We start from the raw sequence: 22,269 nt of genomic DNA, 5'->3' as shown, positions 1-22,269 counted from the left end.
CGGGCGCCACACAAAAACAGCCCCCGCACAACCAAACGGCTGCGCGGGGGCTGGAAAACAAGGGAACTCAGTCTTCGTCGTTGAACGCCCACTCAAACATGTCGAACACGAACTCGGAGAACGTGCCTTCCTCGCTCTTCCATTGGCCGCGGGCGTTGTTGCGGCGCCACACAATGGGGTCCGGGATGTTGAGGTCGGCGGTGCGGAAGCCCCAGGTGAACTGTTCGTCCTCGTCTTCGAGGAACATGAGGAAGCCTTCGTCATCGACTTCGAGTTCCTCGGGGTCCCAGAAGTAGTGGTAGGCCTCCATGAGGTCCTCGCAACCGCCGATGGCCAGGTAGAACTCGCGCAGGACCAGCGGGATGGTGAAGGAGTGTTCAGCGAGGGCGTCGTCCAGTTCGTCAGGCGTGAGGCCGTCTTCTTCCTGCCATTCATCCTCGAGATACTTTGGGACCAGCGCGCGGAACTTCTCGAGGAACATGTCAGTCATGCTCTTATCCTAGCTAATCCCGGGCACCCGAAATTGCGCCTCCGCCGGTCCCGGCACGGTGCCATCCCCGGACCGCCAGCGGCACGTACCAGCTGCGGCGCCAGGCCGTTACCCGGAAGGCGAAAACAACCCCGGCGATCACACAGGCCGTCAGCCCGCTGAAGAGCCCGAGGTGCCACAGCAACGTGGTCAGCCCCGCTCCGACAAAGGCCGGCAGCGCATAGATATCGCGGTTGTTGAACAGGGTAGGGATTTCGTTCGCAGTGATGTCCCGCAGCAATCCACCGCCCACGCCCGTGGTGACGCCCAGCAGGATCGCAGCAACCGGGTTCATGCCGGCACTGATTGCCTTGAGGGTTCCCGTGATGCAGAACAAAGCCAGGCCACCGGCGTCGAACAGCGTCAACAGCGAGGTGAAGCGCTGCACCGACGAGAACAGGTAGTAGACCAGCATCGCCGCAAGCAGTGGAGGTGCCAGATACGCGGGATTTGTGAAGGCAATGGGTGGCCCGGCGTTGATGACGATGTCGCGGATCACGCCGCCGCCAAGTGCCGCGATGGAGGCCAGCAGGATGGAACCAACGAAGTCGAACTGCTTCCGGGCAGCCAACAAGGACCCCGAGACGGCAAAAAAGAATACACCGATGAGGTCAAGCCAGAGAAGAACAATGTCAAAGGAAATCAAGGGGACTGGTTCTTTCTTAACGTGCTTCACAACAGGTGCTGGCTCAACGTTACGCTAGCTCCCATGAACAGCCCCGTTTTGATCGCCTGTGCCCACGGAACCCGCAACGCCGAGGGGCAGGCAGCCATCCGCCAGGTCATGGCCGAAATCGAGGAACTCCGTCCCGGGCTTCAGGTCCTGGAGGCTTACGTGGACGTGCAGGAGCCCGAGCTGGGTGGGGTGGTGGAGAGCCTGCCCGAGGGGACTGCCGCCGTCGTCGTACCGCTTTTGCTCTCCACCGGCTTCCATATCAAGGTGGACGTGCCCAAGGCGATCAAGAGCCGGCCCGAAGTGGTGGCCGCCAGGCCGCTTGGTCCGGATCCGCGCCTGGCTGAGCTGTTGGCCACGCACTTGCGCAACGCCGGACTGCAGGAGAACGACGGCGTGCTGCTGGCTGCCGCTGGATCCTCGCTGCCGGACGGGTCGGTGGATTCGGAGGAGCAGGCGCGTTTGCTCGCCGAGCTGCTGCCGAACAAGGTGCGGGTCGCCTATGGTGCCAGCGCCCAGCCGACAGTGCCCGACGGCGTCGCCTCCTTGCGTGCTGAGCTCGCCGGAAGCGGTGGCCGGGTTTTTGTCGCGTCGTACCTGTTGGCCACGGGCTATTTCCATGACCAGCTCGCGAAGGCCGGGGCCGACGTCGTGGCCGCCCCATTACTTCCTTCGACGGTTCTGGCAGAGATTGCGCTGGAGCGTTACGACGCAGTGCTGGAAAGCCTCTAACTTCAGCGGTTAGGCGTCCTCGGGGGTCCAGGTGGAGTTCTTTATTTTCTCCTTGAACCAGTCGGGGATGTGTTCCTCGTCGCGAGGGTAGAGGTAGAGCTCCTGGGCGTAGGTGTCGTCGACTGGGTCTCCGAGTTCCCAGACGGGTTCTTCGGTGTAGTTGTAGTCCGCTTCCCAGCCGTCGCCTTTGGGTGTGACTTTGAGGGTCATGGAAATCCAGGTCCCCTTGCCGGGCTGGTACATCACTTCCCTGAGCGTCCGGGCTGCAATGAGAACGCTTTTGTCGACGTGCTTGCGTTTCATCGGCGCCATCCAAGTAGGCCTTTGCGATGGCACTCGCTGTGCCGCCTACTTCTGAGCGGACGTATGCGAATGTGTCCCACTCGATGTCTAAAGGCCGTGCCGTCCAAAGTCCTTCTGCGATAGTGCGCTCGCATTCGCGTGCCTGGTCGAACTGGTCCGTCGGCGTGGTGCTGTCCGTCATACTTGGATGCCCTAGTCGGATTCGGGGGTCCACGTGGAGTTCTTTATTTTCTCCTTGAACCAGTCGGGGATGTGTTCCTCGTCGCGGGGGTAGAGGTAGAGCTCTTGGGCGTACGTGTCGTCGACTGGGTCTCCGAGTTCCCAGACGGGTTCTTTGGTGTAGTTGTAGTCCGCTTCCCAGCCGTCGCCTTTGGGTGTGACCTTGAGGGTCATGGAAATCCAGGTCCCCTTGCCGGGCCGGTACATCACTTCCCGTAGGTCGTCGACGGTAAAAGGATTTCTTTTGCGAATGATGTGCGTCCAATTTGGGCACCTTGGTTATATATCTTGGTGATCGAGCTGCCTCGGCTGCCGATTTGGTTGTGGACATAAACCAGAGTGTCCCACTCGATGTCCGTTGGACGGATGGCCCACATGCCCTCGGCAACTACGCGCTCGTATTCGCGTGCCCTTTCGAACAGGTCCCTTGACGTAGGGGTGTGTGTCATTCTTGGATGTCCTAGTCGGTTTTGGGGGTCCAGGTGGCGCCTTTCATTTCTTCTTTGAACCAGTCAGGGATGTGCTCTTCGTCCCGGGGGAAGAGGTACAGTTCACGGGCGTAAGAGTCCGAGCCGGGATCACCGAGCTCCCAGGCAGGCTTATCGTAGTATTCGAAGGTGCATTCCCAGCCATCCCCTGCAGGGGTAATGCTCAGGGTCATGGAGAGCCAAGTACCTTTGCCCGGCAGGTACATTGCTTGGCGCAAGCGTTTGGCGGCAAACAGCACTTCGTCTTCCGTGTCCATTCGACCAATTTCCTGGCCAGAGTTGTAGATGACGGTCGTATAGCCCCCTGTCCCACCGGTCTCCATTCGAACGTAAGTGAGTTTGTCCCACACTTTGTCAATAGGCCTCGTAGACCACAGGGATTCAGCAATGATCCGTTCCTCAGCCCGGGCTGCCTCGAACTGGTCTATCTCAGGTCTTTGATCCGTCATCTCAGCTCTTCTCATGGAGTGTTGTCAAAGTCCTTACCGAACAGGAAGGACCCGTCAGCCGTAGCCTTTACATTGATAAGCTCAGGTGTCGTCTGCCCCGGCTGCCGCAGGATCCGAACTTCGGCAATGATATTCGGTGGGGGAATCTCGCGGGCCCTGCTTTCAAGAAGCATTTCAAACTTCCGGAAGCTCTCGACGTTAGCGGAATTTCGGTTCAGGCTTCGCAGCATCCCCACGATGTTGATCCGCTCCTCGATGCCGTCGAAGAGCCTGGCGAAGATGTGGCCGCCTTCGTACAAGTCCCAATCGGAGCCGGGAGGTTGATCGCCGTGGACCTCGACGTTGGCTTCCCGGGCAACTGAACTTTGGATGTAAGGAGACCGGCGTCCGTCGCCGATCTCAAGCCCCTCGACCTTGGCATACTCCGTAAGCCCCTGGTTATTGGTCTTGTACGTGAACTCACCCTTGACACCCTCCACCTTGTACGTCATGTCCGGCAGGGGGTTGTTCAAGTCCGGATTCAGGACGTCCCTGGTCTTGGTGATGACAGCTTCCGTGATGGTCCCGTTCGCATCGGTGACGAAGGTACCCCGGCCGGGCACCCTGTACTCGGTGTTGGGTGCGAACCCTTCAGTGACTTTGGTCCATGGTGTCCGGGGTCCTGGCACCATGGACTCCGGGACGCGTACAACGCCCTGGACTAATGGGTTCGAGGCATCGTGGAGCGGTGAGGGTTCGAGTTGGGAGATGACCTCGTGGTGCTCTGCGGCCCTGCCGAGGGTGCCCATCGCCGGGGGGCGGTAGGCTGCCTGGTCCAGACGTTCGATGCCTTGAAGGAGGTCCTCTGCCAGGCCTCCAAGGGGTCCGCGGCCCACCCCCGCGACCCCGTCGGCGACGCGAACCGCACCCGCGCCGTCGTCGAGCTTGTCCAGGACGTTCGCAGTCCCTTGGAGCGCTGGCTTGAGGGCATGCTCCCAGGTTGCGGTCTTTACGGTGGCCAGGGCGTCGGCGAGCTTAGCGGTGGTGGCGGGGGCCAGCTCTGCCATGAGTCTCCCGGCGAGTGCCCCGGCGCGCATAGCCGCTGTGCCCCCACCGGTGGCGAGCAGGACCCCCACGTCAGTGCTGTTGCGGGTCAGTGCATACTCCCATTCGCCCTTGGCCCACGCTTCTGCCTGAACCATCGCGGGCAGCACCTGACTGAGTTCGGCAGCTGCAGCGTCCTGGTCTTCCTGCTTGCCGGTGATGGCACGGTCAAGCCAAATGCCGGGGGAGATGAACGTGCCAATGTCCCAAAGTGTCTTGCCAGCTCCTTTCACGGTGTCTTCACCGCTGGGAGTCTGTTCCAGCCCCAGTTCCGGCACGGAAGGACGCACAAGAGCCGACATCCAGGAGAAGGAGTATGCAGCGCCCCCGGCTTCCCAGACGGAGTCCAGGAGGCCTTGCGCTGCGCCGGCCCAGCCGTGAAGTTTTGCGCGCTCAACAGGTGCGCCCCAAGGAAGTTTGCCTTCCTGGGCCAGGGCATCCAGGGTGGTGGCGTCCACGGCGTACACGTTTGAGCCGTCGGCGCGGGCGTCTGCATCGTTGGTGCTGACGTATCGGGCCCCGCCGTAGACGCCGCTGATCTTGTTGGCACAGTCCTGCTCGGCTTCGGCAAACCCGGCCTTGATCTTGTTGAGATCCGCAAGAAGACGGTGTTGTTCGTCCACGATTGCCGGCACGGTGGCCCAGTCGTCGCCTTTGAGCTCGATGCGTGCGCGGAGTGCTTCAGCGTCCTCGATGAGATTCCGGGAGAGAGTTTTGACAGCCTGGCACGCGGCGGCAAACTCAGACAGAGCCGCAGCCACGACTGAGGCTTCGTCCGTGACGGTCCCGGCCATCACGCCTGCAGGGGTGAATACGGTCAGCAGCTCCGGCAGCTCCGGGGTGCGGAACGGAATGGCCAGAGCGTTCCAGTTCGTGACGGTAGTGGACACTGCTTCCCGGTATCGTCCGCCAGCGGCCCGCAGGTCCACCGCTGCCAGATCGAGCGCAACAGGATCCGGGACCACTGGCAATGCAGTAAGGTCCACTCCCGGAACGCCGCCTTGCGGCGCGACGCACACACCAAAGTCATCTGCCATGCCGGGCTCAGCCGCGTTCCGGCGAACGGTGACCGTCCCTCGATAGCGGACCGCCGCCGTCGAGCCCTGACACTTCGGCCGCCAAGGCTGCGACCGAGGCCTGCGCCTGCTGGGCCATCAGGAAGTCGGCCTGCACGTACGCCACCAACGCGTCAGCGGTGCCTTCGATGATGCGATTGGACCGGCCGGAGATGGCGGTGAGGTGGGGGAGCAGCGACATCTCTACGTAGTCGCCCAGCGCCTTGCCCACCAACCCCCTGCCTACCAGCGCGGCCACGTCGTCGATGACGGAGCCCATCCGGGTGGCGGCACGGTTCTGCTCATCAATGCCGGCCGAAGCGGCAACGAGCACAGCCCGGGTCCCGGCAGGATCGATGTCCCAGTTAATTTCCACAAAATCCCCCAATGAAGGCCCTCCGACACGGGGAGAGCACGACTTGAGTGGATGCTACTGATGAGCGGAGCAGAAACAGCAAGCGAAAAGAATTCAGTGAAATGGCGTCATGCAACGGGCCTTGGCGACACAATATGAAGCTGCACAAGAGGCCCGCCGGAACAAGGCCGTCGGCGTGTTCGTGACGAAATGTTTCCCTAGGTGACTCAACATTTCCAGACCTTTGCTGGCCAAATCTGGCCAGACCTACAGTCGATGTATGACAGATACAGCTGTAGCCGGTGCGTCCGCTGACGCCGCAGTCCCTTCGCGCCCAGCACGCACCCGTCCGGCGGCCAAGCCCCACGGCCAGTGGAAGGTCGACGGCACCACGCCGCTCAACGCCAACGAGACCTGGAAACAGGAAGACAACGGGCTGAACGTCCGTGAGCGCATTGAGTCTGTCTATTCAAAAGAAGGCTTCGACTCCATCGACGGCACGGACCTGCACGGCCGTTTCCGCTGGTGGGGCCTCTACACCCAGCGCAAGCCCGGGATCGACGGCGGCAAGACCGCCACGCTTGAACCGCATGAGCTTGAAGACAAGTACTTCATGTTGCGCGTGCGTATCGACGGCGGCGCCCTTACCACCGAGCAGTTGCGCGTCATCGGCCAGATTTCCGTGGACTTTGCCCGCGGCTCAGCCGACCTGACCGACCGCCAGAACATCCAGCTGCACTGGATCCGCGTGGAGGACGTGCCCGAGATCTGGCGCCGCCTGGAGGGCATCGGCCTGTCAACCACAGAAGCGTGCGGCGACGTGCCGCGCGTTATCCTCGGTTCCCCGGTTGCCGGCATCGCCAAGGACGAGATCATCGATCCCACGCCGCTCATCCACGAACTCGCCGAGCGTTTCATCGGTGACCCCGAGCTGGCCAACCTGCCGCGTAAATACAAGACCGCCATTACGGGCCACCCGTCCCAGGACGTGGTGCACGAAATCAACGACTTTGCCCTGGTTGGCGTTGTCCACCCCGAACTCGGCGCTGGGTACGACCTCTGGGTCGGCGGCGGATTGTCCACCAACCCCCGCCTTGCCGAACGTCTCGGTGTGTTCGTCTCGGCCGATGTTGCCGCCGAGGTGTGGCTGGGTGTTACCAGCATCTTCCGTGACTACGGCTACCGCCGCATGCGCACCAAGGCCCGCTTGAAGTTCCTGATGAACGACTGGGGTCCTGCCAAGTTCCGCCAGATCCTCGAGGACGAATACCTCGGCTTCAAGCTTCCCGACGGTCCTGCCGCTCCGAAGCCCAACGCTCCCGGCGACCACATCGGTGTCCACGAGCAGAAGGACGGCAAGTTCTTCATCGGTGTTGCGCCGACGGTCGGCCGCACCTCGGGCGAGGCACTCGTGAAGCTCGCGGACACCTTGGAGCAGCACGGTTCCTACCGCCTGCGGACCACCCCGCACCAGAAGCTCGTCATCCTGGACGTCGCCAAGGAGCAGGTGGAACCGCTGATCGCAGAACTGGACACCCTGGGCCTGTCCGCCCGGCCGTCCGTGTTCCGCCGCGGTACCATTGCCTGCACGGGCATCGAGTTCTGCAAGCTGGCCATCGTGGAAACAAAGGTCACGGCTGCAACCGCCATCGCTGAACTGGAGCGCCGCCTGGCTGACCTGGTGGAGACCAAGCAGTTGCCCTCGGCACTGTCCCTCCACATCAACGGATGCCCCAACTCCTGCGCCCGTATCCAGACGGCCGACATCGGCCTGAAGGGCATGATGCTGCCAACGCCCGACGGCGACCCCACCCCGGGTTTCCAGGTCCACCTTGGTGGCGGGCTGGCCAACAACGAGCGCGAGGAAGCTGGTTTGGGACGTACCGTCCGCGGCCTGAAGGTCACGGTGGAAGACCTGCCCGATTACGTGGAGCGCGTGGTCCGCAAGTTCGTCGCTGTCGGCGCCGAGGGCCAGACCTTCGCTGAGTGGGCACACTCCGCAGATGAAGGAGACCTCCAATGACAGATCCCCAGACGCTTCCGGCTGTCCGCACGCTGCGGTCCCACGAAGAACTCAAAGCATTGGCTGACGCCGGTGCCGCGGAGCTTGGTTGGAACGCGACTGCGCAGGAAGCCATTGCCTGGGTTGCGCGCAACTTCGAGCTGCCCGCGGTGACCGTTGCCTGCTCCATGGCCGACGCCGTGCTGCCGGCCTTGGTGGCGGACCAGCTTCCCGGCGTCGACGTTCTGTTCCTGGAAACCGGCTACCACTTCAAGGAAACGTACGACACCCGCAACGAAGTAGCTGCAAACCTGCGCGTAAACGTGGTGGATGTCCTGCCGGAAAACACGGTGGAGCAGCAGGACCGCCTGTTGGGCAAGGACCTGTTCGCCCGGGACGCTGCCCAGTGCTGCGCCCTCCGCAAGGTCCAGCCGCTGCGCCGCTCCCTCGCGGGCTACGAAGTGTGGTTCACCGGCGTCCGCCGCGACGAAGGCCCCACCCGCACGAACACCCCGGTGGTCACCTGGGATGAGGGCTTTGGCCTGGTCAAGGTGAACCCGATGGTGGACTGGTCCTTCGATCAGCTGCTGGAGTACTCCGAGGACAACATCCTCCCCGTCAACCCCCTCCTGAGCCAGGGCTACCCGTCCATCGGATGCCAGCCCTGCACCCGCAAAGTGGCCCCGGGCGAAGACCCCCGAGCCGGCCGCTGGGCAGGATCCGACAAGACAGAATGCGGACTACACACATGAGCACGTACACAACAGAGGAGTCCACGGTGGAAGTTGCAGCGGCAGTAGACGCCCCCTCGGTCGAGCGCCTGAGCAGCTTGGACACCCTCGAGTCCGAGGCCATCCACATTATCCGCGAAGTTGTTGCCGAGTTCGAGAAGCCCGCGCTGCTGTTCTCCGGCGGCAAGGACTCCGTGGTGATGCTGCACCTGGCTACCAAGGCATTCTGGCCGGGCAAGGTGCCTTTCCCTGTCCTGCACGTGGACACCGGGCACAACTTCCCGGAGGTCATCGATTTTCGCGACCGCACGGTGGAGCGCCTGGGCCTGAAGCTTGTGGTGGGTTCCGTTCAGGAATTCATCGACCGCGGCGAACTGGCTGAGCGCGCAGACGGTACCCGCAACCCGCTGCAGACGGTTCCACTGCTGGATGCGATCCAGAAGAACAAGTTCGACGCCGTCTTCGGCGGCGGTCGTCGCGACGAGGACAAGGCCCGTGCCAAGGAGCGCATCCTGAGCCTCCGCGACGAGTTCGGCCAGTGGGATCCGCGCAACCAGCGTCCCGAGCTGTGGAACCTGTACAACGGCCGCCACACCGTGGGCCAGCACGTGCGTGCGTTCCCCATCAGCAACTGGACCGAGTTGGACATCTGGCGCTACATCGAGCGCGAGAACATCGAGCTTCCCAGCCTGTACTACGCCCACGAGCGTGAAGTCTTCGCCCGCGACGGCATGTGGCGTGCAGTGGGCGAAGTTTCCCAGCCGCTGCCCCACGAGGACGTCATCACCAAACTGGTCCGTTACCGGACTGTAGGCGACATGTCGTGCACAGGTGCCGTCGAGTCCGACGCACGCACCGTGGCCGACGTCGTAGTTGAAGTCGCTGCCTCCACCCTGACCGAACGTGGCGCCACCCGAGCAGATGACCGCATCTCCGAGGCAGCCATGGAAGACCGCAAGAAGGACGGCTACTTCTAAATGAGCACCGAAACATTGGCTGCCGGGCTGGAGACAGCCCTGCCCACCACCCTTTTCCGTTTCGCTACCGCCGGATCGGTCGACGACGGCAAGTCCACTTTGGTAGGCCGCCTCCTTCACGATTCCAAGGCGATCCTGGCCGACCAGCTCGACGCCGTTGCCCGCACGTCGGCGGATCGCGGCTTCGGCGGCGACAAGGGCGGCATCGACCTCGCCCTCCTGACCGACGGCCTGCGTGCCGAGCGCGAGCAGGGCATCACCATCGACGTTGCCTACCGCTACTTCGCAACCGACCGCCGCAGCTTCATCCTCGCGGATTGCCCCGGCCACGTTCAGTACACCAAGAACACGGTGACGGGCGCGTCCACGGCGGATGCCGTCGTCGTGCTCATTGACGCCCGCAAGGGTGTGCTGGAGCAGACCCGCCGCCACCTGTCCGTGCTGCAGCTTCTGCGTGTTGCCCACGTGATCGTTGCTGTGAACAAGATCGACCTGGTGGACTTCAGCGAGCAAGTTTTCCGCGACATCGAGGCCGACGTGCAGAAGGTGGCCCGCGAGCTGGGTCTGGGTTCAGATGGAGTTGCCGATCTTTTGGTGGTGCCGGTCTCGGCCCTCGACGGCGACAACGTGGTGGATCGTTCCGAGCACACTCCCTGGTACACGGGACCGGCGTTGCTGGAAGTCCTCGAAACCCTCCCGGCCGCCGATGAACTCGAAGCCGAGCTGGAAAGCTTCCGATTCCCGGTCCAGCTGGTCATCCGTCCGCAAGGTGCCCTGGCCCCTGACGCCGTGGCTGCCGGACTCGATGTGGAGGCCTACCGTGACTACCGTGCGTACGCCGGGCAGATCACCGAAGGCTCCGTGAAGGTCGGTGACGAAGTTTCCGTCATCAGCCCGGGCCACGAACCGCGCGTCACCACCGTGGTGGGTATCGACTTCGCGGGCCAGTCCTTGGAAGAGGCCGCTGCACCGCAGTCCGTGGCCATCCGTTTGGCTGACGAGATCGACATCGCACGTGGGGACACCATCGCCGCGGCCGGAACCGTCCGCGAAAGCTCGGCTGACCTGTACGCATCGTTGGCCTGGTTGTCGCCGAAGCCCCTCCGCGAAGGTCAGAAGGTCCTGGTGAAGCACGGAACGCGCACGGTCCAGGCACTGGTCCGCAACGTCACCGGCAAGCTGGACCTGGCTACGTTTGCCGTGGAGCCGACCTCAACGCTGGAGCTCAACGACATCGGAAACGCGCAGCTCCGGCTCGCTGCCCCCTTGCCGTTGGAGAACTACCTGCACCACCGTCGCACGGGTGCCTTCCTGGTGATTGACCCCATCGACGGCAATACCTTGGCCGCTGGTCTGGTCAAGGACCACCCCGGTGACCACGAAGACGAACGTTACGTCATCTAAGGACACAGACAGCAATAAAACCGCGGCTTGTTCGCTGCCCCTCCCTTTGTGGAGCGTGATGTTCGAACAAGTCGCGGTTTCTTTTTGGAAGGCCATATGCCCCGCAACACCATACTCAGCACCCTCCTGGACGCCGGCAAGGACCTGGTCCTGGACGGAGCCCTGGCCACCGAATTGGAAGCCCACGGTTGCGACCTTGAGGACGCGCTGTGGTCCGCCAAGGTCCTGCTGGAGCAGCCGGAGTTGATCAGGCAGGTCCACCGCGACTACTTCGACGCCGGTGCCTCCGTAGCCATCACCGCCAGCTACCAGGCGACGCCGCAGGGTTTCGCACGGCGCGGGCTATCCGTGGAGGAATCGCTGGAGCTGGTTGCGCTGAGCGTCCGCTTGGCCGATGAAGCCCGGCGGGAGTACCTCGCGGCCAACCCCGGTTCAGGGCCCTTGTTGGTGGCCGGCTCAGTGGGACCCTACGGCGCCTACCTTGCCGACGGCTCAGAGTACCGCGGTGATTACACGCTTTCTCCCGCGGATTTCCGGGATTTCCACCGGCCCCGCATTGCCGCGCTGGTGGAGGCCGGAGCGGACTTCCTGGCGTGCGAGACGCTGCCGTCGTACGCCGAAGCGGAGGCGCTGTTGGCGCTCGTGGCGGAGTTCGACGTCGAATCCTGGTTCTCGTTCACGCTGCGGGACAGCGCCCACATCAGTGACGGAACGCCCCTCGCGGACGTGGCGGCGCTGCTCAGCGCGGAACCGCGCGTGGTCGCCGTCGGGGTTAACTGTGTGCCGCTGGAACTGGTGGCTGAAGCGCTGGGAAACTTCCACAAGTCCTCGGCAAAACCCCTGGTGGCGTACCCGAATTCGGGGGAGACGTATGACGCCGTGACCAAGACCTGGGGGCCGTCCGAAGGTCTCCAGGGAAACGGGACGCTGGCGGGCAACGCTGCCTGGTGGCGCGAAAACGGGGCCCTTCTCATGGGCGGCTGCTGCCGCACAACTCCGAAGGACATTGAAGCGCTTTCAGCCAATATGACGCCAAGTGACCCTTCATGAACCTTGATTTCTACGGGATTGAAGCCGAAATATGACAGTCCCTACTGTGAACTCATGACCACTCCGGAACGGTCCTTCCTTGCCCTCGATGGGCGATGTTAGGGGCCTGATCTTCGCCCCGCTTCGCATCCCAAAAATCTCCTAAGGACCCCCATGTCGAACACTCCCGAGTCACCCAAGCCCGGATCTGATTCCGGCACCACCCGCATCGTCGCGGGCCAGACCCCAGCCAAGCCCAAGCGCCGCCGCACCCTCGAGATCGGACTGGCCGTTGGCCTGGTCCTGCTGATCGGCGCAGGCGCAGCCGTAGCCTCCGTCGTCTCGAACAACAACAACAGCCAGGCAGCACCGGCCGCCAACACCTCGCCGGCCGCGGAGCTCAAGCTGGGCTACTTCAGCAACGTCACCCACGGCCCGGCCCTGGTCGGCACCAGCAAGGGCTTCATCGCCAAGGAACTCGGCGACACCAAGCTCAGCACCCAGATCTTCAACGCCGGCCCCGCCGCGATCGAAGCCCTGAATGCCGGAGCCATCGACGCGACCTACATCGGCCCGAACCCGGCCATCAACTCCTTCGTCAAGAGCAACGGCGAATCCATCAGCATCATCGCCGGCGCAGCTTCCGGTGGTGCCCAGCTGGTGGTCAAGCCGGAGATCAACTCCGCAGCCGACCTCAAGGGCAAAGTGCTCGCTTCGCCGCAGCTCGGCGGCACGCAGGACGTGGCACTGCGCGCCTGGCTCGGCCACCAGGGTTACAAGACCAACCCTGACGGCAGCGGTGACGTCAACATCAACCCGACCGAAAACGCCCAGACCCTGAAGCTCTTCCAAGACGGAAAGCTCGACGGCGCGTGGTTGCCTGAGCCCTGGGCCTCCCGCCTGGTGCTGGAAGCCGGTGCGAAGGTCCTGGTGGACGAGAAGGACCTGTGGGACAAGGGTGACTTCACCACCACCATCCTGATCGTGAACAAGAAGTTCGCAGCCGAACACCCGGAGACCGTCAAGGCTCTCCTGAAGGGCCACGTCGAATCCGTGAACTGGCTGAACTCCGCTTCTGCCGCCGACAAGGCTTCCACCATCAATGCAGTCCTGAAGGACACCGCAGGCAAGCCGCTCCCGGCCAACGTCATTGACCGGGCTCTGCAGAACATCAAGTTCACCACCGACCCCCTGGCCGGAACCTACAAGAAGCTCCTCCAGGACGGTGTTGACGCCGGCACCACCAAGACCGCCGACATCAACGGCATCTTCGACCTCCGCGCCCTGAACGAGGTGGAGGGCAAGAAGACCTCCGCCGCCGGACTCGGCCAGGACTAAGCAGTAACAGGCTGGTCCGCCCCTCGCGGGGCGGGCCGGCCTTTGGCCGCATCCGGACCCCGGATACGGCTTAGGCAGTACCAGCTTGACGAACAACAAACGAAGGACGGGACCATGCCAGTTGTACTGGAGAACCTGGGCAAACGCTTCGGCGACGGGGCTCCCGTCCTGGACGACGTCAACGCCACGATCGGGCAGGGCGAGTTCGTCGCCCTCCTCGGTGCGTCCGGCTGCGGCAAGTCCACCCTGCTGAACATCATCGCCGGACTTGAGCAACCGACGTCGGGCGCTCTGGAAGTCCCCAGCGACGGCGCGGCCTTCATGTTCCAGGACTCAGCCCTGTTCCCGTGGCTGACCGCACGAGGCAACATCGAACTGGCCCTTCAGCTGGCCGACAAGTCGAGCAGCAAGGCAAGCCGACGTTCGCGGGCAACCGAGCTGCTGGAGCTCGTGCATCTTGGAGGAGCCGGCGACAAGCGTCCCCACGAGCTGTCCGGCGGCATGCGCCAGCGTGTGGCCCTTGCCCGTTCGCTGGCCCAGGACCGCCAGGTGCTCTTGATGGACGAGCCGTTCGCTGCGCTCGACGCCATTACCCGCGACCTTCTGCACGATGAGCTGGAGCGGATCTGGAAGGAAACGGGACGCACCATCATCTTCGTCACCCACAACGTCCGCGAGGCTGTGCGCCTGGGCCAGCGCGTGCTGCTGCTGTCCTCGCGCCCCGGCCGGGTTGTTGCCGAATGGGAAGTCACTGAAGAACACCGCACCGATGCCGGCTGTGCAGGGGAGCTGACCGGCGTCATCACCCGACGACTTCGCGAGGAGATCCGCCGCCATGCCAAGTAACCAGACCACCGAAGAGCGGACCCTCCCCGTGAGCGACCAGAACCACATCACCTCGCCGTCCATCAAGGGCAACCCTTCCGAACTTCGCGACCTCGAAGCGGGTCTGGATAACCTCCAGTCGGACGTTGGCCGTCAGCGCGGCATAGAGTGGAAGCGCATCCTGCTGCCGATCGTGGCACTGGTGGTCCTTGTTCTGGCCTGGCAGTTCTACGTGTCCTTGGGTCTCAAGCGCCGAGACCAGGTCCCGGGGCCGTTGGATGTACTGACCCAGTTGGGCGTGTTGTGGAGTGAAGGCAAGGTCCAGGAATCTGTGTGGACCTCCCTGCAGCGCGGCCTGATCGGCTTCCTGATTTCCGTCGTGGTGGCAACGCCGATTGGCTTGTTGCTGGCACAGGTTGCACCGCTTCGGCGTGCTTTCGGGCCGCTGATCTCCGGTCTGCAGGTACTGCCCTCCGTGGCCTGGGTTCCCGCCGCCATCATTTGGTTCGGCCTCACGGACGCCACCGTGTACTTCGTGGTGCTCATGGGTGCCATCCCGTCGATCATTAACGGCCTCATTTCCGGCGTCGACCAAATCCCGCCTCAGTTCCGCAGCGTCGGCACGGTGCTCGGCGCGAACCGGCTGCAGATGGCGCTGCAGATCGTCCTCCCGGCGGCCCTTCCCGGCTACATCAGCGGCTTGAAGCAGGGGTGGGCCTTCTCCTGGCGCTCTCTCATGGCCGCTGAAATCATCGCAGTGGGAGGCACCATCGGCTTCGGCCTCGGATCTCTGCTGGATCAGGGCCGCGCGTTGTCAGACATGGCGATCGTCATGTCCGCAATCCTCCTGATCCTCTTCGTGGGCATCCTCATCGAGCTGCTGGTCTTTGGGCCGATCGAGAAGCGACTGCTCCAGCGCCGTGGTCTGCTGGCAGGCAGCTCGCGGTAATCCCTTAGTTCGGGGGATGAGGTGGGGGTGGCAGGGCAGAGGCGCGCCCGTTTCCGCCGGTTGCACCTCATCCGCACCAGCTCCGCGCCCTTTCACGCCAATTGCACCAGCGGTTATAGAGGCGATCGGCGCTACGTGGTGCGGGAACCTGGCGTTCGGAACGCCCGACGGCGGCCTCCCGCCGTCGGGCGTTTACGGAACCGTCGCGTTAGAGGCCAGCGAGGAGGGCCTTCATGTCCTGGATCTCCTTCTCCTGCGCGGCCACGATGTCCTTGGCAAGTTGCACCGCCTCGGGAGACTTGCCTTGGCTGATCTCGGTTTTGGCCATGGTCACGGCACCTTCGTGATGCGCGATCATCTGGGTGAGGTAGAGCCTGGCTGCTTCCGTGCCTTGGGCATCTTTGAGTGTTTGCAGCTCAGTGTCGCCCACCATGCCGTCCATGCCGTGACCGCTATGGGAGGAGGACCCCATGCTGGGCTCGTTCCAGCCCTTCAGCCACGCCGTCATTTTCTCGATTTCGGGTGCTTGGGCCCCCTTGATCTGAACCGCCAAGGCAGTTACAGCCGACGGAATATCTTTCTTGTCCAGAATGGAGTCCGACATCTCGACGGCCTGGGCGTGGTGCGGAATCATCATCTGGGCGAACATGGTGTCCGCCGCATTGTGGTCTGACGCGGTGCTGGCCACGGAAGGGCTGGTAGTCGCGGTCGAAGCCGGTGACTGGCCGTGATCCATGCCCGGCATCGAATCGGAGCCGGACTTGGACGCGCATCCCGTCAGCGCAATCAGGCCTGCAAGAGCGGTTCCGGCAACAATAAAGCGTGCTTTGTTCATCAGTGATTGGTCCTTTGCCAATTTCAGGCGGCCCGTTGGTCGACCGCCAAGGGTAAGCAGATGTGTTCCCCAAGCCATGGCCCGGGGTGTAGATGGGTAGCCGTACGGCGACCCATTCAGCTGCTTACGTCCTGCTGATGCTCAGTTGCCCGGGGGTGGGTGGGGCTGGTAGGTAGGACCAGGACGGACCGGGGTCCCGGGGAGCCGAGGCCGTGGCAATGAAGACAACTGCGTCACCTGGAGGCGGCGCGGCCAGGGATCCTGTTTTGTGCAGAGGGGTGCAGTTGGCGTTGCCAGTCTGCGCGCAGGAGCAACTGCCTGCGGTGCACTGATCGGCGTCGGCGGGCGAGGATGTCTGGACGTGCTGGGATGGGTGCTCGTGGTGTGCCGCGACAGTTAGCGTGCTGGTCGAGTGCGCACTGTGGGAACCGTTGACGACGTGCATTCCGAAGATGCCCGCTATCACAGCAGCCACCAGCAGCAGGAGCGGGACCCGCCGTCGAATGGTGGCGCCAAACCGCAGGCCTGTCACGCTGTTCACGGTTCCCCACCACCTCCTGCACGTCACGGACAACAGCAGCATACCCCGGGAGGGTATCCCTTGGCAGTGCAGCACCGCGGTTTCGCACTTGATGCAGGTTTATCCGCTGTGCATTCCCCTCCGAACGCCTAGAATCGCAAAATGGGCCTCCTAACGTTCAGCATTAACGTCACCCTGGATGGTTGCGTTGACCACCGCGAGGGCATCGCCGACGACGAGACGCACGCTCACTTCACCCGACTCCTCGAGGAGAGCGGCGCCATGCTCTGGGGCCGCACTACCTACGAAATGATGGAGAGCTACTGGCCCGGAGTCGCCAGCGGCGAGACCGATGCCCCGCAATCCCTCAAGGAGTGGGCACTGACGCTGGAGACCAAGCCCAAGTACGTCGTCTCGGCGTCGAGAAACGACTTCCCGTGGACCAACAGCCACCACCTGACTGGCGACCTCCGCTCGGCGGTTCAGGAACTCAAGGACGGAACCCCCGCTGGAGTGCTCGTAGGCAGCGGGAAACTTGCCACGGAGTTGGACCGGATGGACCTTATTGACGAGTACAAGTTCCTGATCCATCCCATGATCACCGGTCACGGACCCACCCTGTACCAAGATGGCTTGCCCATTACCCGGCGCCTGGAGTTGGTATCCGCGGAGCCACTGGGCAACGGCGCCGTTGCCATGCACTACCGACGGGCTGATTGAGGAATGCGCCGGCATTCATCAGTGTTGTGACGGGCATGCACAACAAACGGATCGGTTTCCTGTCCTTCGGCCACTGGGCCCGCGTCCCGGGCTCCCTGGTTCCCACTGCCGGCGAGGCCCTGAAACAGGGGATCGAACTCGCTGTCGCAGCGGAGGAACTGGGTATCGATGGAGCTTTCTTCCGTGTGCACCACTTCGCGCGCCAGCAGGCGTCACCTTTCCCGCTCCTGAGCGCCATCGCAGCCCGGACCAGGCGGATCGAGATGGGTACCGGCGTGATCGACATGCGCTACGAAAACCCCCTCTACATGGCCGAGGAAGCCGCGGCCGCCGACCTCATCAGTGACGGCAGGCTGCAACTCGGCGTGAGCCGTGGTTCACCCGAGCCCGCACGGAATGGCGCCGCCAATTTCGGTTACGTTCCGGCCGATGGTGAAGACGGGGGAGATATGGCCCGCCGCCACACGGCACTGTTCCGCAAAGCCATTGCGGGACACGGCGTGGCGGAAGCGGACCCGCACTATTCCGGTGGAGCCACTGGCCTCCTGCCGATCCAGCCCCAATCGCCAGGGCTTCCACAACGGATTTGGTGGGGCGCCGGCACCCGTAAGACGGCGGTGTGGGCGGCCGAGCAGGGCATGAACCTCATGAGCTCGACGCTCCTCACCGAAGACACCGGTGTGCCTTTTGACGAACTCCAGGCCGAGCAGATCCGGATGTTCCGCGAAGCTTGGGCAGCGGCCGGTCATGACTTCGAGCCGAGGGTTTCGGTCAGCCGCAGCGTCATCCCGATCGTGGACGACGTCGACAACCACTACTTCGGCCTTCGCGCCCAAGCGGACAGCCAGGACCAGGTGGGAATTCTCGACGGCGCGTTGTCCCGTTTCGGTAAGAGCTACATCGGGGAACCGGACCAGTTGGCAGAAGAGCTGGCGAAGGACGCCGCGGTCCGGTCTGCGGATACGGTGCTGCTCACTGTGCCCAACCAGCTCGGCGTGGACTACAACGCCAAGCTCCTGGGCAACGTGGCACAGCACATCGCCCCGGCGTTCGGCTGGAGCGCCAGCCACGCTGTGTAACCTCTCCGGCCGGCGTCCACGGAGGTCCTGAAACGCCGGTACTCTTATTGGCTGTGCCTCGCTGCGGGAACACCGTGGGAACGCCGCGGGCGCACGTGTAAGCCCCTTCAATGAGGAGGGGGCTGACGAAGCCAGCAAAGGTAGCAATGGACATTCAGAATCTCCTCGAGGACATCGTTGGAGCAGTCGAACCGCACGTGGGCCAAGGAAATGTGGCCGACTACATCCCCCAACTCGGGGCTGTGGATCCGTATCAGTTCGGGATATCGCTGGTCACCAAGGACGGTGAGGTGTTCTCGGCCGGGGACGCCCACGTCGAGTTCTCCGTCCAAAGCATCTCCAAAGTGTTCGCCCTCGCCTTGGTGCTGGCTTCCGACGGCGACCACATCTGGAAGCGTGTCTTCCGCGAGCCCTCAGGCAACCCCTTCAATTCCTTGGTCCAGCTGGAAAGCGAGGACGGGATTCCCCGGAATCCCTTCATCAACGCCGGCGCGATCGTGGTGACGGACAGGCTCCTGAGCCTGACGGGCAACGCCGCGCACGCTGTCCGGGATCTGATGCGGCAGGAAAGCAGCAACACAAGCATCGATACCGATCACCGGGTGGCCTCATCCGAGTTGGACAACAGCCACCGCAATGCCTCCTTGGCGCACTTCCTGGCCAGCTGCGGCAATCTGGAGAACCCCGTGGAGGATGTCCTGGATTCCTACGCCAAGCAATGCGCCTTGGCCATGACGTGCGAGGACCTTGCGCTCGCCACCCGGTTCCTGGCCTCCAACGGCTTGGGAGCCGATGGAAGCCTCCTGTTGTCACCGGCGCAGACAAAGAGGATCAATGCGGTGATGCTCACCTGCGGCACCTACGACGCAGCCGGGGAGTTCGCGTACCGGGTGGGCCTGCCGGGCAAGAGCGGCGTGGGCGGCGGGATCGTGGCCGTGGTCCCGAACAAGTGCGCCATCAGCGTCTGGAGCCCGGGGCTGGGACGGTCCGGAAACTCAGTGGCCGGGGTGGCCGCGCTGGACGAATTCACCACACGCACGGGCTGGTCGGTCTTCTAACCGGCTCTCAGTTGTGAAACCTTTTGTGACGCTGGATTACCCAGCGTTACTGGTTGTGTCTGGGCCTTTGAAGCATATTACGGCGCCGCCCTACAGTTTTTTCATGGCAATACAGGACATTTACCCCACTGCGCTGAGGCTGCTCGGCCGCCCGGTGCTGGTTGTGGGCGGCGGACCCGTCGCGACGCGTCGCGCCAAGGGACTGCTCGACGCCGGTGCAAAGGTCACCGTTGTCGCTCCCGTTGCCACCGAAATACTTCGCGCACAAGCGGCGGCCGGCCTCCTTACCTGGGAACGCCGGGAGTACCGCATTTCAGACCTCGACGGCGTCTGGTTCGTTCAGACGGCTACAGGCACTTCCGCTGTGGACACCCAAGTGGCTGCCGACGCCGAGGCGCAGCGCATCTGGTGCGTCAACGCCTCGGACCACGAATCGTCCGCTGCCTGGACTCCGGCCGTCGCCGTGGTGGATGACGTCAAAATCGCCATCAACGCCGGGGGAGACCCGCGCCGCGCCATGGCACTGCGGAACGCTGTTGCTACGGCCCTGGAATCCGGTGACCTGCCGCTGCGCCGGCACCGCAAGGGGGACAGCGCAGGTTCCATTGGGTCCGTCGCTTTGGTTGGCGGTGGTCCCGGCGACTCGGGACTCATCACAGTCCGCGGTCGCCGCTTGCTCGGCCAGGCCGACGTCGTGGTTGCCGACCGTCTTGGCCCCCGCGAGCTGCTCAAAGAGCTGGCTCCCGACGTCCGCGTGATCGAGGTCGGTAAGACCCCCGGCCACCACCCTGTACCGCAGCTTGAAATCAACCGCATCCTCGTCGAGGAGGCCCTCAAGGGCAACCGGGTGGTCCGCCTCAAAGGCGGCGACCCCTATGTCCTGGGCCGCGGTGGCGAGGAAGCCGAATTCTGCCGGCAGAACGGCGTCGAGGTTGAAGTGGTGTCCGGCGTGACGTCCGCGATCTCGGTTCCCGCTGCCGCCGGCATCCCGGTCACCCATCGTGGACTGGCCAAGGGCTTCAGCGTGGTCACGGGCCATGAGGAGCTGTCCGAAGTCCCGGCACGGCCCGATCACACTGTGGTGTTGCTCATGGGAGTGGCGCAATTGCGCGATTCCGCGGCTGCGCTGGCAGGCTCGGGTCTGCCTTTGGATACTCCAGTAGGTATCGTAGAGAACGGGTATTTGCCGGATCAGCGCGTCACCATCGGCACCTTGGGAAGCATCGCGGACCAAGCGGAATCCGTCGGAGTGGCCAATCCGGCGGTCATCGTGATCGGCGATGTTGTCCGTGTGAGCCCCTTTGCGCCGGAGCACTTCAAGACCGCAGACTACAGCACAATTACCCCCAACCGTCCCCGCGTTCGCAGTAACTGAGAAGAAGAAGGAACACAGCCGTGTCAATTAGCACCCCCGTAGGTTCTGCGGACCGTCCGCTCCGCGTCGCCGTCATCGGCTCCGGCCCGGCCGGCGTGTACGCAGCTGACATCCTGACCAAGAGCGAAGCCGTCAAGAGCGGCGAACTCAATGTCAGCATCGACCTCTTTGACCGCTACCCGGCACCCTACGGCCTGATCCGTTACGGCGTTGCCCCGGACCACCCGCGCATCAAGGGCATCGTGAACGCCCTGCACAAGGTCCTGGACCGCGGCGACATCCGCTTCTTCGGCAACGTGGACTACGGCACGGACATCTCCATCGAGGACCTCCGCAAGCACTATGACGCCGTGATCTTCGCTACCGGCGCCATCAAGGACGCCGACCTGAACATCCCCGGCATCGAGCTTGAGGGTTCCTTCGGCGGCGCCGACTTCGTCTCCTGGTACGACGGACACCCGGACGTTCCCCGCGAATGGCCGCTGGACGCCAAGGAAATCGCGGTGCTCGGCAATGGCAACGTGGCGCTCGACGTCGCACGCGTCCTGTCCAAGCACGCCGATGACCTCCTGGTCACCGAAATCCCGGACAACGTCTACGCCGGCCTCAAGAACTCCCCGGTCACCGACGTGCACGTCTTTGGCCGCCGAGGCCCTGCACAGGTGAAGTTCACCCCGCTGGAGCTCCGCGAACTCTCGCACTCCAAGGACGTTGACATCATCCTGTACGCCGAAGACTTCGAATTCGACGAAGAGTCCGACCGCCAGGTGCAGACCAACAACCAGACCAAGACCATGGTTGGCACGCTCACCAACTGGATCGCCGAGCAGCCCGAGGACCTCTCCGAGCTCACGGCTTCCCGCCGCCTGCACCTGCACTTCCTGCACAGCCCGGTGGAAATCGTTGACTCCGCAGAGACTCCGGGCAAGGTTGCCGGCATCAAGTTCGAGCGCACCGAGCTGGACGGCACGGGCAACGCCCGCGGCACCGGCGAGTTCATCGACTACCCGGTCCAGGCCGTGTACCGCGCCATCGGCTACTTCGGCTCTGCCCTTCCGGACGTCGAGTTCGACCACAAGAAGGGCGTCGTGACCAACGACGGCGGCCGCGTCCTGGATGCCGACGGCCAGCACGTCCCCGGCCTCTACGCCACGGGCTGGATCAAGCGTGGGCCCGTCGGCCTCATCGGCCACACCAAGGGCGATGCCCTGGAAACCGTCACGTACCTGCTGGAGGACCGCGAAAACCTGCCGGTCGCCGAGGTTCCTGCGGCAGACGCCGTCGTGGATCTGCTCGACGCCCGCGGCGTGAAGTTCACCAGCTGGGAAGGCTGGCTGGCGCTGGACGCCCACGAGCTCGCCCTCGGCGCAGCGGCCACCGAAGCCGGCGGTTCGCACGGCGTTGAGGTGACGCGTGAGCGCATCAAGGTTGTACCGCGCGAGGACATGGTGAACATCTCCCGCGACGGTGTATCCGCCCAGGTCTAAGACCAACGCGGGGTCACTTAGGGCCCATTCGGAGCTTCCGGATGGGCCCTAAGT

Annotated in this window: 23 protein-coding genes; 14 read left to right on the top strand and 9 right to left on the bottom strand. The window is 63.6% G+C overall.

Annotated features, from left to right (window positions below):
* Positions 1-67: 67 nt before the first annotated feature.
* Together ACFVSI_RS21100 and ACFVSI_RS21095 are read right to left on the bottom strand one after the other, a co-directional pair.
* Positions 68-490, bottom strand: a complete 423-nt coding sequence (locus ACFVSI_RS21100) for an SMI1/KNR4 family protein (protein ID WP_144659284.1) — start codon at positions 488-490, stop codon at positions 68-70.
* A 13-nt stretch (positions 491-503) separates the two neighbouring features.
* On the bottom strand, positions 504-1,175 hold the full coding sequence (locus ACFVSI_RS21095; protein WP_387828156.1) for a trimeric intracellular cation channel family protein: 672 nt from the start codon (positions 1,173-1,175) through the stop codon (positions 504-506).
* Between the two features lie 63 nt (positions 1,176-1,238).
* Between ACFVSI_RS21095 and ACFVSI_RS21090 the strand changes: the two genes are divergently transcribed.
* Positions 1,239-1,934: a sirohydrochlorin chelatase gene (locus tag ACFVSI_RS21090; protein ID WP_387828153.1), complete on the top strand. Its 696-nt coding sequence runs from the start codon at positions 1,239-1,241 to the stop codon at positions 1,932-1,934.
* Between the two features lie 9 nt (positions 1,935-1,943).
* Here the strand turns inward: ACFVSI_RS21090 and ACFVSI_RS21085 are convergent, their stop codons facing one another.
* The 5 genes from ACFVSI_RS21085 to ACFVSI_RS21065 all read right to left on the bottom strand — a co-directional run bounded on the left by ACFVSI_RS21085 (position 1,944) and on the right by ACFVSI_RS21065 (position 5,907).
* Positions 1,944-2,237, bottom strand: coding sequence for a hypothetical protein (locus ACFVSI_RS21085; RefSeq protein ID WP_387828150.1), 294 nt, complete (start codon positions 2,235-2,237; stop codon positions 1,944-1,946).
* 192 nt (positions 2,238-2,429) lie between these two features.
* Positions 2,430-2,630, bottom strand: a complete 201-nt coding sequence (locus ACFVSI_RS21080; RefSeq protein ID WP_387828147.1) for a hypothetical protein — start codon at positions 2,628-2,630, stop codon at positions 2,430-2,432.
* Positions 2,631-2,916: 286 nt separating this feature from the next.
* Positions 2,917-3,393, bottom strand: coding sequence for a hypothetical protein (locus ACFVSI_RS21075; protein WP_387828144.1), 477 nt, complete (start codon positions 3,391-3,393; stop codon positions 2,917-2,919).
* Between the two features lie 11 nt (positions 3,394-3,404).
* On the bottom strand, positions 3,405-5,513 hold the full coding sequence (locus ACFVSI_RS21070) for a hypothetical protein (RefSeq protein WP_387828142.1): 2,109 nt from the start codon (positions 5,511-5,513) through the stop codon (positions 3,405-3,407).
* 7 nt (positions 5,514-5,520) lie between these two features.
* Complete coding sequence (locus ACFVSI_RS21065; RefSeq protein WP_387828139.1) at positions 5,521-5,907, bottom strand: DUF6507 family protein; 387 nt, start codon at positions 5,905-5,907, stop codon at positions 5,521-5,523.
* 259 nt (positions 5,908-6,166) lie between these two features.
* Between ACFVSI_RS21065 and ACFVSI_RS21060 the strand changes: the two genes are divergently transcribed.
* The 8 genes from ACFVSI_RS21060 to ACFVSI_RS21025 all read left to right on the top strand — a co-directional run bounded on the left by ACFVSI_RS21060 (position 6,167) and on the right by ACFVSI_RS21025 (position 15,141).
* Positions 6,167-7,909, top strand: a complete 1,743-nt coding sequence (locus tag ACFVSI_RS21060) for a nitrite/sulfite reductase (RefSeq protein ID WP_387828137.1) — start codon at positions 6,167-6,169, stop codon at positions 7,907-7,909.
* Complete coding sequence (locus ACFVSI_RS21055) at positions 7,906-8,640, top strand: phosphoadenylyl-sulfate reductase (protein ID WP_387828134.1); 735 nt, start codon at positions 7,906-7,908, stop codon at positions 8,638-8,640. Before ACFVSI_RS21060 ends, ACFVSI_RS21055 begins: the two co-directional genes overlap by 4 nt.
* The gene (cysD, locus tag ACFVSI_RS21050; RefSeq protein WP_144659289.1) at positions 8,637-9,596 is read left to right on the top strand and encodes a sulfate adenylyltransferase subunit CysD; all 960 of its coding nucleotides are present in this window, start codon (positions 8,637-8,639) and stop codon (positions 9,594-9,596) included. The genes ACFVSI_RS21055 and cysD overlap by 4 nt, the downstream gene beginning before the upstream one ends.
* Complete coding sequence (locus tag ACFVSI_RS21045) at positions 9,597-11,000, top strand: sulfate adenylyltransferase subunit 1 (RefSeq protein ID WP_387828131.1); 1,404 nt, start codon at positions 9,597-9,599, stop codon at positions 10,998-11,000.
* A gap of 96 nt (positions 11,001-11,096) precedes the next feature.
* Positions 11,097-12,050 (top strand): homocysteine S-methyltransferase, encoded by a 954-nt coding sequence (gene mmuM / locus ACFVSI_RS21040; RefSeq protein WP_387828128.1) that lies wholly within the window; start codon positions 11,097-11,099, stop codon positions 12,048-12,050.
* A gap of 153 nt (positions 12,051-12,203) precedes the next feature.
* Complete coding sequence (locus ACFVSI_RS21035) at positions 12,204-13,367, top strand: aliphatic sulfonate ABC transporter substrate-binding protein (RefSeq protein ID WP_387828125.1); 1,164 nt, start codon at positions 12,204-12,206, stop codon at positions 13,365-13,367.
* A 114-nt stretch (positions 13,368-13,481) separates the two neighbouring features.
* Positions 13,482-14,213: an ABC transporter ATP-binding protein gene (locus ACFVSI_RS21030; RefSeq protein WP_387828122.1), complete on the top strand. Its 732-nt coding sequence runs from the start codon at positions 13,482-13,484 to the stop codon at positions 14,211-14,213.
* Positions 14,203-15,141 (top strand): ABC transporter permease, encoded by a 939-nt coding sequence (locus ACFVSI_RS21025; protein ID WP_387828119.1) that lies wholly within the window; start codon positions 14,203-14,205, stop codon positions 15,139-15,141. Before ACFVSI_RS21030 ends, ACFVSI_RS21025 begins: the two co-directional genes overlap by 11 nt.
* Before the next feature lie 208 nt (positions 15,142-15,349).
* Here the strand turns inward: ACFVSI_RS21025 and ACFVSI_RS21020 are convergent, their stop codons facing one another.
* Both ACFVSI_RS21020 and ACFVSI_RS21015 read right to left on the bottom strand, forming a co-directional pair.
* Positions 15,350-15,976, bottom strand: coding sequence for a DUF305 domain-containing protein (locus ACFVSI_RS21020; RefSeq protein ID WP_387828116.1), 627 nt, complete (start codon positions 15,974-15,976; stop codon positions 15,350-15,352).
* Between the two features lie 124 nt (positions 15,977-16,100).
* Positions 16,101-16,517 (bottom strand): DUF6153 family protein, encoded by a 417-nt coding sequence (locus tag ACFVSI_RS21015; RefSeq protein ID WP_387828113.1) that lies wholly within the window; start codon positions 16,515-16,517, stop codon positions 16,101-16,103.
* Positions 16,518-16,658: 141 nt separating this feature from the next.
* Here ACFVSI_RS21015 and ACFVSI_RS21010 point away from each other — a divergent pair, with 141 nt between their 5' ends.
* From ACFVSI_RS21010 to ACFVSI_RS20990, 5 genes are all read left to right on the top strand, one after another.
* Positions 16,659-17,216: a dihydrofolate reductase family protein gene (locus ACFVSI_RS21010; protein ID WP_387828110.1), complete on the top strand. Its 558-nt coding sequence runs from the start codon at positions 16,659-16,661 to the stop codon at positions 17,214-17,216.
* A gap of 35 nt (positions 17,217-17,251) precedes the next feature.
* Positions 17,252-18,295 (top strand): LLM class flavin-dependent oxidoreductase, encoded by a 1,044-nt coding sequence (locus tag ACFVSI_RS21005; protein ID WP_387828107.1) that lies wholly within the window; start codon positions 17,252-17,254, stop codon positions 18,293-18,295.
* Positions 18,296-18,441: 146 nt separating this feature from the next.
* Positions 18,442-19,353 (top strand): glutaminase, encoded by a 912-nt coding sequence (locus ACFVSI_RS21000; protein WP_387828104.1) that lies wholly within the window; start codon positions 18,442-18,444, stop codon positions 19,351-19,353.
* 103 nt (positions 19,354-19,456) lie between these two features.
* Entirely contained in the window at positions 19,457-20,728 is a 1,272-nt protein-coding gene (gene cobA / locus ACFVSI_RS20995) for a uroporphyrinogen-III C-methyltransferase (protein ID WP_387828102.1), read from the top strand.
* A gap of 20 nt (positions 20,729-20,748) precedes the next feature.
* A complete protein-coding gene (locus tag ACFVSI_RS20990) occupies positions 20,749-22,215 on the top strand; it encodes an FAD-dependent oxidoreductase (RefSeq protein ID WP_306845286.1) in 1,467 nt (488 codons plus the stop codon).
* Positions 22,216-22,269 lie beyond the last annotated feature (54 nt).

This window comes from Paenarthrobacter sp. NPDC057981, from assembly GCF_042886835.1.
Taxonomy (GTDB): domain Bacteria; phylum Actinomycetota; class Actinomycetes; order Actinomycetales; family Micrococcaceae; genus Arthrobacter.
This window is presented reverse-complemented; position numbering and strand designations above follow the sequence as displayed.

Excerpts from the sequence above, each read along its gene's own strand:
- cobA (WP_387828102.1), top strand. The coding sequence starts at position 19,457 with ATGGCAATACAGGACATTTACCCCACTGCGCTGAGGCTGCTCGGCCGC.
- ACFVSI_RS21055 (WP_387828134.1), top strand. The coding sequence starts at position 7,906 with ATGACAGATCCCCAGACGCTTCCGGCTGTCCGCACGCTGCGGTCCCAC.
- cysD (WP_144659289.1), top strand. The coding sequence starts at position 8,637 with ATGAGCACGTACACAACAGAGGAGTCCACGGTGGAAGTTGCAGCGGCA.
- ACFVSI_RS21085 (WP_387828150.1), bottom strand. The coding sequence starts at position 2,237 with ATGAAACGCAAGCACGTCGACAAAAGCGTTCTCATTGCAGCCCGGACG.
- ACFVSI_RS21090 (WP_387828153.1), top strand. The coding sequence starts at position 1,239 with ATGAACAGCCCCGTTTTGATCGCCTGTGCCCACGGAACCCGCAACGCC.
- ACFVSI_RS21045 (WP_387828131.1), top strand. The coding sequence starts at position 9,597 with ATGAGCACCGAAACATTGGCTGCCGGGCTGGAGACAGCCCTGCCCACC.
- mmuM (WP_387828128.1), top strand. The coding sequence starts at position 11,097 with ATGCCCCGCAACACCATACTCAGCACCCTCCTGGACGCCGGCAAGGAC.
- ACFVSI_RS21030 (WP_387828122.1), top strand. The coding sequence starts at position 13,482 with ATGCCAGTTGTACTGGAGAACCTGGGCAAACGCTTCGGCGACGGGGCT.
- ACFVSI_RS21020 (WP_387828116.1), bottom strand. The coding sequence starts at position 15,976 with ATGAACAAAGCACGCTTTATTGTTGCCGGAACCGCTCTTGCAGGCCTG.
- ACFVSI_RS21000 (WP_387828104.1), top strand. The coding sequence starts at position 18,442 with ATGGACATTCAGAATCTCCTCGAGGACATCGTTGGAGCAGTCGAACCG.
- ACFVSI_RS21075 (WP_387828144.1), bottom strand. The coding sequence starts at position 3,393 with ATGACGGATCAAAGACCTGAGATAGACCAGTTCGAGGCAGCCCGGGCT.
- ACFVSI_RS21010 (WP_387828110.1), top strand. The coding sequence starts at position 16,659 with ATGGGCCTCCTAACGTTCAGCATTAACGTCACCCTGGATGGTTGCGTT.
- ACFVSI_RS21080 (WP_387828147.1), bottom strand. The coding sequence starts at position 2,630 with ATGACCCTCAAGGTCACACCCAAAGGCGACGGCTGGGAAGCGGACTAC.
- ACFVSI_RS21100 (WP_144659284.1), bottom strand. The coding sequence starts at position 490 with ATGACTGACATGTTCCTCGAGAAGTTCCGCGCGCTGGTCCCAAAGTAT.
- ACFVSI_RS21005 (WP_387828107.1), top strand. The coding sequence starts at position 17,252 with ATGCACAACAAACGGATCGGTTTCCTGTCCTTCGGCCACTGGGCCCGC.
- ACFVSI_RS21060 (WP_387828137.1), top strand. The coding sequence starts at position 6,167 with ATGACAGATACAGCTGTAGCCGGTGCGTCCGCTGACGCCGCAGTCCCT.
- ACFVSI_RS21035 (WP_387828125.1), top strand. The coding sequence starts at position 12,204 with ATGTCGAACACTCCCGAGTCACCCAAGCCCGGATCTGATTCCGGCACC.
- ACFVSI_RS21070 (WP_387828142.1), bottom strand. The coding sequence starts at position 5,513 with ATGGCAGATGACTTTGGTGTGTGCGTCGCGCCGCAAGGCGGCGTTCCG.
- ACFVSI_RS21025 (WP_387828119.1), top strand. The coding sequence starts at position 14,203 with ATGCCAAGTAACCAGACCACCGAAGAGCGGACCCTCCCCGTGAGCGAC.